Raw genomic sequence first — 13023 nt, forward strand, 5'->3', positions numbered from 1 at the left:
TGAACGGTGCAAGCTTAGTGGAGCGCCCTGAAGGGCCAATTAAGGCGAATGAACAGCGGGGCTGCAGATTGCGAGAGGGTTAACCGCCCCTAAAGGCGCCGCATTTACCCTGCAGCCACACTGGCGGTGACGGCAGGTGTTGGGGGCGCGGTAGGCATGGCGGCAAAGCGGGGAAGCGGCAAGCGGATCGAACCGAGCTTCGGCGCGCCTTCGAAGGGCGACGGCTTTTCGGTGAGTTCCGATGACCGCATCGTCAACCCCGCCAAAGCCAAGACCACTCGCAAGACGGCTGGATCACGCGGGAAATCTGCGCGCGGCGGAAAAAAGCGTCGCGGCGGCTTCGGCTTGTTTGGCCGCGCCATCTATTGGGGCCTTGTTCTGTGCCTGTGGGGCGGCATCGCCGGTGTCGGTCTCATGGCCTATTACGCCGCACGTATGCCCAGCGCCACGACCTGGGAAATTCCGGACCGTCCGCCCAATGTGAAGATCGTGGCTGTTGATGGCATGCTGATCGGCAATCGTGGCGCCACTGGCGGCGAAGCGGTCAGTCTGAGCCAGATGTCGCCTTACATTCCGCAGGCGGTGGTGGCGATCGAGGATCGACGCTTCTACCAGCATTTCGGCGTTGATCCGCTGGGCCTTGGGCGCGCGGTGTTCCAGAACCTCGTGCGTGGCCGGGTTGCGCAGGGTGGCTCGACGCTCACGCAGCAGCTCGCCAAGAACCTGTTCCTGAAGCCCGAGCGCACGCTGGAGCGCAAGGTGCAGGAGGTCATGCTCGCCCTTTGGCTTGAACATGAGCACACCAAGGATGAGATCCTCCAGATGTATCTTAACCGGGTGTATTTCGGTTCGGGATCCTATGGCGTGGAAGCCGCGTCGCGGCGCTATTTCGGCGTTTCGGCAAAAGATGTGAGCCTGTCGCAGGCGGCTCTCCTCGCTGGCTTGCTCAAGGCGCCGTCGCGCTTGTCGCCGGCGCGTGATCCGCAGGCGGCGGAAGATCGCGCCCAGATCGTGCTCACCGCCATGCGCGATCAGGGCGTCATCGCCGACAAGGAACTTGCCAGCGCCATCAGTGCGCCGGCCGCACGCGCTGCGTCTTACTGGACCGGGTCAGAAAACTATGTCGCCGATCGCGTCATGGATGCTCTACCGGATCTGGTAGGCGAGGTGAACAGCGACATTGTGGTGGAAACCACCATCGACCAGACGCTGCAGCATTTTGCTGAACTTTCGATCCGAACGCTGATTGACGAGAACGGTGCCAAGAACAAGGTCAGCCAGGGCGCGCTCGTGTCGATCGACAGTTCCGGCGCTATTCGCGCCATGGTGGGCGGCCGCGATTATGCCACGAGCCAGTTCGACCGCGCATCCGCGGCACGACGCCAGCCCGGTTCTGCCTTCAAGCCCTTTGTTTATCAGGCAGCCCTTGAACAGGGCGCTCGTCCGGATTCGGTGCGCAACGATGCGCCGATCACGATCGGGAAGTGGAAGCCGGAAAACTACGGGGGCAAATACTATGGCCGCGTGACGTTGTCGGATGCTCTGGCCAAGTCGCTGAACTCGATCGCCGCGCAGCTGGCCCGCGAAGCTGGCGTCGATAACGTGATTGAAGTCGCCCACCGCATGGGCATCAACTCCAAGCTCGACCGCAATGCCTCCATCGCGCTCGGCACGTCCGATGTCACACCCCTCGAACTGACGGCAGCCTACGTTCCTTATGCCAATGGGGGCTTCAAGGCCGACCTTCACGTGATCAAGCGCATTACCACGCCGAAAGGCGAAGTGCTCTACGACTTCAAGGGCAAGGATACGCCGCGCGTGGTGCGTGCGGACATTGTTGGCATGATGAACTCCATGATGTCGCGCACGGTTGAATCCGGAACCGGCAAGCGTGCAGGCTTCGGCTGGCCGGCTGCCGGCAAGACCGGGACGACGCAGAATTCGCGCGATGCCTGGTTCGTCGGTTACACCGCAAACCTCACCACCGGCGTGTGGTTCGGCAACGATAACGGCTCGCCGATGAAGAACGCGACGGGCGGCTCCCTCGCCACCATCGCCTGGCATGACTTCATGGCGGCGGCGCATGAGGGCTTGCAGCCGGTGAAGCTGCCGGGCGTCGAGTTCTACCGCGCCCAGCCGCAGCTGGACGCCATTCTCAGTTCGGCCGAAGAAAAGCTCGCGCCGGAGCAACAGCAGCCCGCTCTGCCAATGCCGCCGTCTCAACCGGTCGGCGTACGTGCCGATGATGGGGAAAATCCTGCAACCGGTGCGATCCGTCGGCCGCAGGCGGAGGTCGGCAACACGGCTTCCAGCAAGAGCATCCTGTCGATCATTCTCGGCAACTGATTATCCGGGAATGTTGATGTCGAAGCGACATGTCGCCATCTCGCAAACCACGCGGTCTTTCGCTACATAGCGGAAGCTGGAGATCCCGTTCATGGCTGAGACTGATTCCCGTAAGACCCTTGTGCTGACCGGCGCGAGCCGCGGCATCGGTCATGCCACCGTAAAGCGCTTTTCGCGCGAAGGCTGGCGCGTCATCACCTGCTCGCGGCAGGATTTTTCCGACGATTGCCCGTGGCCGTCCGGTCCGGAAGACCATATCAAGATTGATCTGAGCGATCCCGAAGATGTCGGTAGCGCGGTTGCTGAAATCCGTCACCGCCTCGAAGACAACAATGGCGAGCTTCATGCGCTCGTCAACAACGCCGCCATTTCGCCGAAGCTGAAAGACGGCGCGCGGATGAACTCGATCGAAACGCCGATGCATGTCTGGCGCGATGTTTTTCAGGTGAACTTTTTTGCGCCGATCATGTTGGCGCGCGGCTTGTTCCGCGAATTGTCGGCAGCCAAAGGCTCGATCGTCAATGTCAGCTCGATCGCCGGCACACGCGTTCACCCCTTTGCAGGCACGGCCTATGCCACGTCGAAAGCGGCGCTTGGCTCGCTGACGCGCGAGATGGCAGCCGACTTCGGCCCGCATGGCATTCGCGTCAACGCCATCGCACCGGGCGAGATCGACACGTCGATCCTCTCGCCGGGAACAGACAAGATTGTTGAGGGGATCCCGATGCGCCGCCTCGGCACGACGGCGGAAGTCGCGGATATCATCTTCTTCCTATGTTCCGGCCAGGCATCCTATGTCACCGGGTCGGAAATCCACATCAACGGCGGTCAGCACGTTTGATGGGGTGCCGCAGACTGCGAAGCGCCTGTTGAAGTGCGCTCCGCAGCCAAAACGGCATGATCAGGCTGCTTTCAGCAGCTTTTCGATCTCGTAAAGCGGGTGATTGGTCAGCGTCTTGGCGATTTCGCCCGTAACCCTGTCGCTGACTTCCTTGTGCATCTGCTTGCGCATTTCGCCCAGCACGCCTGCCGGCGCGACGAGGATCAGCTTCTCGAATGCGTTGCGATGCGCAAGCTTGTAGAGCTTCTCCGCGATGCCGCTGGCGAAGCGATCTTTTTCGAGCTGGTGCCAGTCGGTTTCTTCAAAGCCGCTATTATGCGGATTGCCACCACCATCGGAGTGACGGCCGGGACGATCAGTGCCCTGTTCGCGCGTCGGCGGATTGTCGTCCTTGATCTCGCGGACAACTTCCAGGGTTGGATGTTCATGGTCGCCCTGATTGCGAAGGAACAACGCCTTTTCACCGTCGGCGACAACGACCCACACGCCGTGTTCGAGCTTGATATCGGACATCCTCGTCTCCTTCGTTTGCTGCAGAAACAAGCAAGATGCTCATGCCACTTGCTTATCGAACAAACGCTGATGCGGAGGATGGTGTTCCAAAACACTGACAAGGCAGGAGGCTGAAAGAGGGCTTTCCTTGTCTTCCAGCAGGCCTCGATACGCCTGCTGCCCAGGCTTTAGCTCAGGCGACGTCCAAGATCGACATGATCGAGACGATCAAGCAGGACTTCGAGATCGTCCGGCAACGTGCGCTCCATCTTGAACGCCGGAAGATTGTGCAGAAATCGGCTGTTGATTTCTGTGCGGATCTGCCGCCTCAGATTGGCAGCACCTGCTGCCTCAACGCCTCTTTTGGTATTTGTCTGCGTCATCATTCCGCTACTCCTGACATTCGGGAAACTCGATGACTTTAGAAGGGTTCCAGCAAAAGCCTGATAAGTCTCAGTTTGGGACCAGTAGCGTAAAATTTTACTTAAATGCTCGGTTCACTATGATGATGGGTGTCAAATAGAACATATAAAGAACAAAGATGAGGCCGTGTACTTGTTGTGCTGAGTTCGGCCGTTCTACGGCAGCGGCGGGACTCGCCGCGCCGACATGTGCAGCTTTGGTCCGAAGACGCGCGTTTGACACACACGGAACTCGGGCAAATCCTGTAAGTTCTAGACACTGTCCGATCATGTCAGGGGTTCGTTCATGGCGCCGCGTTCGTTTTGGAAGGGCTATCTCAAGCTCTCGCTCGTCACCTGTCCCGTGGCCATGACACCCGCCACCACCGAAAATGCCAAGGTCAAGTTTCACACACTGAACCGTCAAACCGGCAACCGCATCTCCACGCACTATGTCGACGCCGTCACCAACAAGGCGGTGGCTGATGAAGACGAGGTGAAGGGGTATCCGCGCGGCGAAGACGAATATGTCATGCTGGAAGACGAGGAGATCGATGCCGTTGCGCTCGACTCCACGCGCACCATCGACATCGAGACCTTCGTGCCCAAAGACGAGATCCAGTGGATCTACTACGACAAGCCGCATTTCCTCGTGCCCGATGACGAGGTCGGCGAGGAAGCCTTTTCCGTAATCCGCGATGCCATGGCGGAAACGGGGAAGGTCGGCATTTCGCGGCTCGTGATGTATCGCCGCGAACGTGCCGTAATGCTTGAAGCGCGCGACAAGGGCATCATCTTGTGGACGCTGCATTACGGTGACGAAGTGCGCGACGAGGACACCTATTTCGGCGCGATCGGCGAGAAGAAGGTCGACACCAAGGAACTGACGATGATCAAGAAGGTCATCGGCGAGCGAACAAAGGCATGGAGCCCCAAATTCGCGGAAGATCCGGTTCAGGACAAGCTGCTCGACCTCATCGAGGCCAAGAAGAAGGGCCGTAAGGCCAAGCCGAAGAAAAAGGCTGCCGAGCCGCAGGAAAGCGGCTCGAACGTCATCTCCATCATGGATGCACTGAAAAAGAGCCTGGAAGCCGAAAGCGGCAAGAAGCCTGCCAAGAAGCGCTGAAACTACCGCTTTCTGGTCTTTGGCTTGGTAGCCGGCAATGGCACGGCAGCGCTCAGGAAGTCACCCCAAGGATCGCGCTTGCGGTTGGCGACATGCGCGGGAGCATTCTCTACCGTGAAGCCCGCCGGGTTGATCTGCGGCCCCAGATCGTCCCATTCGATCGGCATGGACACTGCCGCACCGGGCCTTGCGCGCGAGGAATAAGCGGCCACGGCCGTGGCGTTGCGGCCGTTGCGCAGATAATCAACCAGGATCTTGTTGTTGCGCTTGGACTTGGTGATCACCGAGACATAATCGTCCGGACTGTCGGCAGCCATCGCTTCGGCCATCTGCTTGGTGAAGGCCTTCACCGTGGCCCAGTCGGCTTTCGGCGTCAGGGGCGACACGACATGCAGGCCCTTGCCGCCGGATGTCTTCACGAAAGCCGCCATACCCACAGCCTCGAAGCGGGCTTTGATTTCGCGCGCGCCATCGCAGATGCGATCCCACGTCACGCCTTCTCCGGGATCGAGATCCATGATGATCGTATCGGGCTTTTCCAGCGCCTCGATCGTCGAACCCCAAGGGTGAATTTCCAGCGCGCCGGCCTGTACGAGGCCGATCAATCCGTCGAGCCCGTCGATCATCACCAGCGGTTCTTCATCGGGACCATCCTTAGGATCCTTGAAGCGCTTGATCGCCTTGTTGGCGCCGCGCCAGATATGCTTTTGGAAGAAGGACTGGCCGGTGATGCCGCCGGGGCAGCGCAGCAGGGCGAGCGGGCGGTTGATGACGAAAGGCGCCATGGAACGCCAGACATCGGCGTAATAGTTGGCGAGACCTTCCTTGGTGACGCCTTCATCGGGCCAGTAGATGCGCTCGGGATGGGTCAGCTTGACGCTTGTAGGAAGGGTCGCGACCTCGGCAGAAGTCGTTGTTTTTGAAGCGCTTACCGCCGCAACGGGCTCTTCCCTGACGACCTCCGCCGCCGGCTTATCTTCGCGCAGGCCGCGGAACGAGGCATGGCGCAGATTATGGTCCCCGGTCCAGCCGCGGAATTCGATCTCGGCCACGAGCTCAGGTTCGACAAACACCACGTCGCGACGCGCTTCGGCGGGCAATTTTTCGGGGAAGGGGCTTTTGGAAATCTCTATCGAATTCAGTCGCTTATAAAGATCCGCCGCGACCTTGCGGCTGTAGCCGGTGCCGACGCGGCCGATATGCTGAAGCGCGCCATTTTCGTGAACGCCGAGCACCAGAGAGCCGATCATCTTCTTGTCGACGGTGGAGGGCACATAACCGCAGATCACGAATTCCTGCCGGCTCGAACACTTTGATTTCAGCCAGCTTTTCGATCGTCCGGCAGGGTAGGGGTCGTCAGCGATCTTCGAGATCACGCCTTCAAGGTTGAGCTTGCAGGCATGCGCTTTCATCACTTCGCCTTCCACGGTGAAGTGGCTGGAATAGCGCACGGTGCCTTCGGGTCCGACGATGCGTTCGAGCTCCGCCTTGCGATCCAGAAGCCTGGCGCCGGTCAGGTCCTGACCATCCAAGTGCATGATATCAAAGGCATAATAGATGAAGCGATCGCTCCGGCCTTCGCTGAGATCGGACTGCAGCGCGGAGAAATCCGACGTGCCGCTTTGCGTTTCGACCACCAGCTCGCCGTCGATCAGCGCAGTTTCCAGCGGCAAGGCGGCAAAGGCGTCGGCCACAGCGGTGCCGAACTTCTTCGTCCAGTCGAGGCCGGTGCGGGTTAAAAGCCTGATTTCTCTGTGACTTACATGGGCCTGCAGGCGATACCCGTCGAACTTGATTTCATGGATCCAGCGCTTCCCACCCGGTGCTTTTGCGACCAGTGTGGCGAGGCCCGGCGGGATGAAATCAGGCAGGTCGGACGGCTTCGCTCCCTTGATCGCAGACGCGCTTGCCCGCTTGGCAGGCGCTTTCTTTCGGCGATTTGGCGTGTCCTTTTGCGGCTCTTTTGGCGATTTGGCTGGAAGCTTTCCGGTTTTTGATGACCACCCCGGCGCTTCTCTGGCGATTTCATCGAGGCTGCGGCCGGTTTTCACGGACTCCGGCCGTTGTTCGAGGATGTCGCCCTCGTTACCAGAGCGGGCGACGTCATCATCGGCCTTGATCAGCAGCCAGTTGTCGCGCTTCTCACGGGCACGACGGGGCATCTTCACGAGGTGCCATCGACCGGAGAGTTTGTCGCCTTCGAGCTCGAATTCGAGATGACCTTTGGCGAGACCCTTGTGCGGATCATAGGTCGGCTTCCAGGTTCCGCGATCCCAAAGAAGAACGGTGCCGCCGCCATATTCGCCCTTCGGGATCGTTCCTTCGAAGTCGCCATAATCGAGCGGATGATCTTCGGTTTGAACCGCCAGGCGTTTTTCGGAGGTGTCCAGGCTCGGACCGCGGGTCACGGCCCAGCTTTTCAGCACGCCGTCGAGTTCAAGCCGGAAGTCGTAATGCAGCCGGGTGGCATCGTGCTTCTGGATGCAGAAACTGTTGCCGGTCTTGGCAGACTTGGCTTTGCTGATCTTGCCGCGCGGTTCGGCGGTCTGCTCGAAGTTTCGTTTCTTGTTGTAATCCTCGAGTGCCACGATCAGGACGCCTTGCGCTGTGGTTCAGCCTTGGCGCGCTTGGCGGCGGCGGTGGTTTTCTTGGGCGCGGCCTTTTTCTTGGCCGAAGCCTTTTTCTTGGCAGTAGCTTTGGCGCTTTCGGCACTGCGGCGCAGCGCATCCATGAGATCCACCACCTTGGCAGGTGCTTTGGGCTTGGTGACCTGGAAGTCGCGGCCTTCCATCTTGGCTTTCACCAGTTCGGCCAGCGCTGACTCATAGCGGTCGTTAAAACTCTTCGGGTCGAACTTGCCGGACTTGGTGTTGATGATGTGCTTGGCGAGATCGAGCATTTCGCCGTCGATCTTGGTGTCTGACATATCGGCGAAGGCTTCCCTAGCCGAACGGACCTCGTAATCGAAGTTGAGCGTGGTCGCGATCAGCCCATCATTATGCGGCCGGATCAGAAGGTTGCGGACCCGGCGAAACAGCACGGTCTTGGCGAAGGCGGCGGATTTCGACTTTGCCAGACCATCGCGGATCAGCGCGAAAGCATCCTGTGCACCCTTGTCGGCCGGCGCGAGGTAGTAAGGGCGGTCGAGATAGATGTCGTCGATGTCGTTGCAGGCGATGAAGGCTTCAACCGACAGCGTCTTGTCGCTGTCGGGCACGGCACTCGCCACCTCGTCAGGCTCCAGCGTGACATAATCGCCCTGGTTGATCTCGTAGCCCTTGATCTGGTCGTCCTTGTCCACCGGCTTGCCGGTTTCGGCATCGATGAATTCGCGATGCACGCGGTTGCCGGTCTTGCGGTTGAGCGTGTGGAAGGCGATGCGCTCGGAGGTGGAAACGGCGGTGTAAAGCGCCACGGGGCAGCTCAGTGCGCCCACCTTGAGGAAGCCCTTCCAGTTTGCCCGCGGTGCCACGTCTAACGAACTCCTACGCCTCGTTCTTCTAGAAAGACGGAGAAGTTGAATCGTTCCAGGATGTTGCGCCGATTCCTAGAATCGTTTGCTGAGGAAGGGGGAGGCTTGCAATCCGAAGCGCCAGGGCTGCTCGGCAGCCTTGGTGATGCCGATGCGCGGACCGGCGATGATCGGGCCAGCAGGCGTTTGGTGGCGGAAGGTGAATGGCGGCTGGTCGAGCGCCGAGCCATCCAGTGCAAAGTCGATGCCGAGCGCCTGGCAAAGCTTGCCCGGCCCCGAACACAGTAACCGCGCAGCCTCCATCCCGCGCCGCTGCCGCATCAGCTGCAAGCCTTCGGTCGGTTCGATGGCGCGCAGCAGCACAGCGCTGCCGGGCAGGCAGGTGATGTTGAAACACCAGTGAATGCCATAGGAGCGATAGATGTAAGCCGTACCGGGCGGCCCGAACATCGCCTTGTTGCGCGCGGTCTGACCGCGAAAGGAATGCGACGCCGGATCGTCCGGCTCATAGGCTTCGGTTTCGACGATGATGCCGGAAGTCTCGCCGACGCCGAAGACGCAGCCGATCAGGTCAGGCGCGACGGTGATCGCTGGACGGGCGAAGAAGCTTGAAACAAGCTTGGTTTTCGTAAACGCATTCATTGTTCAAAAGTGAAAGAAGATGGCAAAACGTCAAGAAATTCCAACAGCTACCTACGCAGGTAAGGCGCGATTGGTTCTCTCCGATCTGCGACTAGCTATGCGGCTGTTTGATGAGGCGTTAATCAGAAACAATAAGCAAGAGATCCGCATCCAATGGATCACATGCTTAACACTGGCACGAGCGGTTGGACACGTGCTTAAAAACAAGGATGTCCTTAGGTCGGAATGGCTAAGAAATGCTATTGAGAAAAATTTCAATAAAATAAAAGAAGATGAATTTCACAACCTTATCTATTGGGAGTTTATAAACAAAGAGCGAAACCTCCTTCTTAAGGAGTATGGCTCAGCCTTGAGTCTGGACAATCCCGAGTACAAGGGTGGGGAGCATTCAGAGGTCAGGCATCTGCTTATCGGTGATAGATCATATTCACCCACTGAAGCATTAAAAGCTGCTGCATGCTGGTGGCAGCACCACATTTCCGAAGTCGAAAGCAATGCTCTTGCAGAGAGATTCAAAACAAAAACTCAATCAAGGACACCCTGAATAAGTAAAACACTGAAAGAATATTGATAAATCACAATGCAGAGCTTGGCGCCTTGAAGGCCTTGCCTGGTATGGAGGCTTGGTTGCCCATCGGATCGATAGCTTTGAACTAAGCCGAGAACACGGGGCGCTTCCATGCGGAAATGGTTCGGCCCTAAATTTCAGCGCCGTTGCTGTGCGTTGAACTTTCACAATAAAGCCGATGGCTCTCTCGGATCAGTTCATCCAGATCGATATCTGTGCTCGCCAACGCCTTGAGCCGGGCGTAGAACGCCTCTGCGGTTTCGCGTGGCGCTTCCCGCATTTCGTAGGCCTCCAGAGCTCGCTCGACAATATCGGTGATCGAGCGGTTTTCCCGCTTTGCCAAGCGATGCGCCAGATCGTGAGCCTTGGAGCTCCGGCCGGAGAGGTATGGTTCAGCCATCACTTGTTCCTCGCCAACAGGTGCACGATCAATGAGCGAAACCTGCCGCCCGACCTGCCACTGAGCCGGCTGGCGACCTGCCATTGAGCCGGCCGGCGATTGCCGAAAACGACCGCCGACACTCCGCATCCTCGGTACGATCGGAACAGGCGGGAAGCAGGTTCCCGCCCAGATCAAACGTCCAGGTTGGCGACCGAAAGGGCGTTGTCCTGGATGAAGTCGCGGCGGGGTTCGACGTCGTCGCCCATCAGACGGGCGAAGAGGCTGTCGGCGTCGGTGGCATCGTTGACCTTGACCTGCAGCAGCGAGCGGACGTTCGGATCGAGCGTTGTTTCCCAAAGCTGCTCGGCGTTCATCTCACCGAGGCCCTTGTAGCGCTGCATGGCGAGGCCCTTGCGGCCTGCGGCGAACACGACATCGAGCAGATGCAGCGGGCCGCTGATCGTTTCGTTGATGTCCTTGCGGCGCAGAACCGGCGGGGTTCTGTAGATCTCGCCGAGGCGATCGGCATAGCGATCAAGCGCGCGCGCATCGGCCGAGCTCAAGAGGTTGGCATCGAGTGTGGCCGTTTCCTTCACGCCGCGCACGGTGCGCTCGTAAACGAAACCGCCTGAACCTTCGTTGGACGGATTGATGCGACCGGTCCAGCCGCGCTCGGTTTCTTCCGAGATGGCGTCGAGACGCTTGGCCACTTCTTCCGCCAGCGCGTTGGCGCGGCCGAGATCATCGAGGAGATCGGGCTTGAGCGCGCCGGCGATCGCTGCCTGCTCCACCACCATTCGGTTGTAGCGCGAATGCAGACCGTTGATGAGACCGCGAACCTGCAGCGCATCATTGACCACGGAAGCGAGATCGCCGCCGGCGCGCACTTCGCCGGATTCAAGCGTCAGCGTCGCGTCGTCCAGGCCGCCATCGATCAGATATTCTTCAAAGGCCGGCTGGTCCTTAAGATATTGCGAGCTCTTGCCGCGCGTCACTTTGTAGAGCGGCGGCTGCGCGATGTAGAGATGGCCGCGCTCGATCAGCTCCGGCATCTGCCGGAAGAAGAAGGTGAGCAGCAGGGTGCGGATATGGGCGCCGTCGACGTCGGCGTCCGTCATGATGATGATCTTGTGATAACGCAGCTTGTCGGCGTTGAACTCGTCCTTGCCGATGCCGGTGCCAAGCGCGGTGATCATGGTGCCGATCATTTCGGACGACAGCATGCGGTCGAAACGGGCGCGCTCGACATTGAGGATCTTACCGCGCAACGGCAGGATCGCCTGGTTCTGCCGGGAACGGCCGCCCTTGGCCGAGCCGCCTGCGGAGTCACCCTCGACGATGAAGATTTCGGACTTCGCCGGATCCTTTTCCTGGCAATCGGCCAGCTTGCCCGGAAGCGAGGTGATCGACAGCGTCGACTTGCGCGTCATTTCGCGCGCCTTGCGGGCGGCTTCGCGCGCGGCTGCGGCCTGGATGACCTTGTCGATCAGAACCTTGCCTTCGGCCGGATGTTCTTCCAGCCAGGTGCCGAGCGCCTCGTTGACGAGACCTTCCACCACGGGGCGGACTTCCGAGGACACCAGCTTGTCCTTCGTCTGCGACGAGAACTTCGGATCGGGCACCTTCACGGACAGAACGGCGGTCAGGCCTTCGCGGCAATCGTCGCCGGTGAGCGAAACCTTTTCCTTCTTGGTCAGGCCCGAGCTTTCGCCATAGCCGGTGACCTGGCGCGTCAGGGAACCGCGGAAGCCGGCCAGATGCGTGCCGCCATCACGCTGCGGGATGTTGTTGGTGAAGCACAGCACGTTCTCGTGGTAGCTGTCGTTCCACCACATCGCGACTTCCACCGTGATGCCGTCGCGCTCGGCCTTGATGGCGATCGGCGAGGGGATCAGCGGCTTCTTGGCGCGATCGAGATATTTGACGAATTCCTCGAGGCCACCTTCGTAGAGCAGTTCGGTGGTCTTGACGTCGGCCGGACGGCGATCGGTCAGAAGGATGCGCACGCCCGAATTGAGGAAGGCGAGTTCGCGCAAACGGTGTTCGAGCGTGTTGTAATCGAACTCCACCATTGTGAAGGTTTCGGACGACGGCAGGAACGTCACTTCGGTGCCGGTTTCATCGCCCGCATCGCCCGTGACCACGAGCGGCGAATCCGCCACGCCATGGGTGAACGAAATGTCGTGGATCTTGCCCTTGCGGCGGATCTTGAGCTTCAGCCACACCGAAAGCGCGTTCACCACGGAAACGCCCACGCCATGAAGGCCGCCGGAGACCTTGTAGGAGTTCTGGTCGAACTTACCGCCGGCATGAAGCTGGGTCATGATGACTTCGGCAGCCGAGACGCCTTCTTCGTGCATGTCGGTGGGAATACCGCGACCGTTGTCGGTCACCGTGCAGGAGCCGTCGGCATTCAGCGTCACCGTAACAAGCGTGGCGTGACCGGCCAGCGCTTCGTCGATGGCGTTGTCGACGACCTCATAAACCATGTGGTGCAGGCCCGACCCGTCATCGGTGTCGCCGATATACATGCCTGGCCGCTTGCGCACGGCATCCAGGCCCTTCAGGACCTTGATGGAATCGGCGCCATATTCGGCTGGAACGCCGTTTGCTTCGGGCTGGTCAGACATCAATACTTCCGCTTCGAGGCCGTCAGAAATGACGCGCGCTGGGCGCATCGCAATTCTTGTGGCGAATCGCTCCTGAATGTCATGAGAATATAGGGTTTCGCGTCGCTTTTTCCAAATGAACAC

At 59.6% G+C, this 13023-nt stretch carries 11 protein-coding genes; 4 read left to right on the forward strand and 7 right to left on the reverse strand.

What is annotated here, in order from left to right:
• Positions 1–156: 156 nt before the first annotated feature.
• Both JYU29_RS13705 and JYU29_RS13710 read left to right on the forward strand, forming a co-directional pair.
• The gene (locus JYU29_RS13705) at positions 157–2346 is read left to right on the forward strand and encodes a transglycosylase domain-containing protein (RefSeq protein ID WP_213985368.1); all 2190 of its coding nucleotides are present in this window, start codon (positions 157–159) and stop codon (positions 2344–2346) included.
• 91 nt (positions 2347–2437) lie between these two features.
• On the forward strand, positions 2438–3187 hold the full coding sequence (locus tag JYU29_RS13710) for an SDR family NAD(P)-dependent oxidoreductase (protein ID WP_213985369.1): 750 nt from the start codon (positions 2438–2440) through the stop codon (positions 3185–3187).
• A gap of 60 nt (positions 3188–3247) precedes the next feature.
• On the opposite strand, the gene JYU29_RS13715 is transcribed toward JYU29_RS13710, so the two are convergent.
• Positions 3248–3700: a baeRF12 domain-containing protein gene (locus tag JYU29_RS13715; protein ID WP_213985370.1), complete on the reverse strand. Its 453-nt coding sequence runs from the start codon at positions 3698–3700 to the stop codon at positions 3248–3250.
• Between the two features lie 167 nt (positions 3701–3867).
• Positions 3868–4065 (reverse strand): hypothetical protein, encoded by a 198-nt coding sequence (locus tag JYU29_RS13720; protein WP_213985371.1) that lies wholly within the window; start codon positions 4063–4065, stop codon positions 3868–3870.
• Positions 4066–4387: 322 nt separating this feature from the next.
• On the opposite strand from JYU29_RS13720, the gene ku (JYU29_RS13725) reads away from it, so the two are divergent.
• Positions 4388–5206, forward strand: coding sequence for a non-homologous end joining protein Ku (ku, locus tag JYU29_RS13725; protein ID WP_213985372.1), 819 nt, complete (start codon positions 4388–4390; stop codon positions 5204–5206).
• Between the two features lie 2 nt (positions 5207–5208).
• Here the strand turns inward: ku (JYU29_RS13725) and ligD are convergent, their stop codons facing one another.
• The 3 genes from ligD to JYU29_RS13740 all read right to left on the reverse strand — a co-directional run bounded on the left by ligD (position 5209) and on the right by JYU29_RS13740 (position 9320).
• Positions 5209–7794 (reverse strand): DNA ligase D, encoded by a 2586-nt coding sequence (ligD, locus tag JYU29_RS13730; protein WP_213985373.1) that lies wholly within the window; start codon positions 7792–7794, stop codon positions 5209–5211.
• Positions 7795–7796: 2 nt separating this feature from the next.
• Positions 7797–8678: a non-homologous end joining protein Ku gene (ku, locus tag JYU29_RS13735; RefSeq protein WP_213985374.1), complete on the reverse strand. Its 882-nt coding sequence runs from the start codon at positions 8676–8678 to the stop codon at positions 7797–7799.
• 75 nt (positions 8679–8753) lie between these two features.
• Positions 8754–9320, reverse strand: coding sequence for a DNA-3-methyladenine glycosylase (locus JYU29_RS13740; RefSeq protein WP_213985375.1), 567 nt, complete (start codon positions 9318–9320; stop codon positions 8754–8756).
• A gap of 19 nt (positions 9321–9339) precedes the next feature.
• Here JYU29_RS13740 and JYU29_RS13745 point away from each other — a divergent pair, with 19 nt between their 5' ends.
• Positions 9340–9864 carry a hypothetical protein gene (locus JYU29_RS13745; RefSeq protein WP_213985376.1) on the forward strand — a complete coding sequence of 175 codons (525 nt, stop codon included), beginning with the start codon at positions 9340–9342 and terminating at the stop codon, positions 9862–9864.
• Positions 9865–10018: 154 nt separating this feature from the next.
• Here JYU29_RS13745 and JYU29_RS13750 read toward each other — a convergent pair whose 3' ends face one another.
• Positions 10019–10288, reverse strand: coding sequence for a type II toxin-antitoxin system VapB family antitoxin (locus JYU29_RS13750; protein WP_213985589.1), 270 nt, complete (start codon positions 10286–10288; stop codon positions 10019–10021).
• A 173-nt stretch (positions 10289–10461) separates the two neighbouring features.
• Positions 10462–12900, reverse strand: coding sequence for a DNA topoisomerase (ATP-hydrolyzing) subunit B (gene gyrB / locus JYU29_RS13755; protein WP_213985377.1), 2439 nt, complete (start codon positions 12898–12900; stop codon positions 10462–10464).
• Between the last annotated feature and the right edge of the window lie 123 nt (positions 12901–13023).

The organism is Tianweitania aestuarii, from assembly GCF_018457165.1.
In the GTDB taxonomy this organism is placed as follows: Bacteria; Pseudomonadota; Alphaproteobacteria; order Rhizobiales; family Rhizobiaceae; genus Tianweitania; species Tianweitania aestuarii.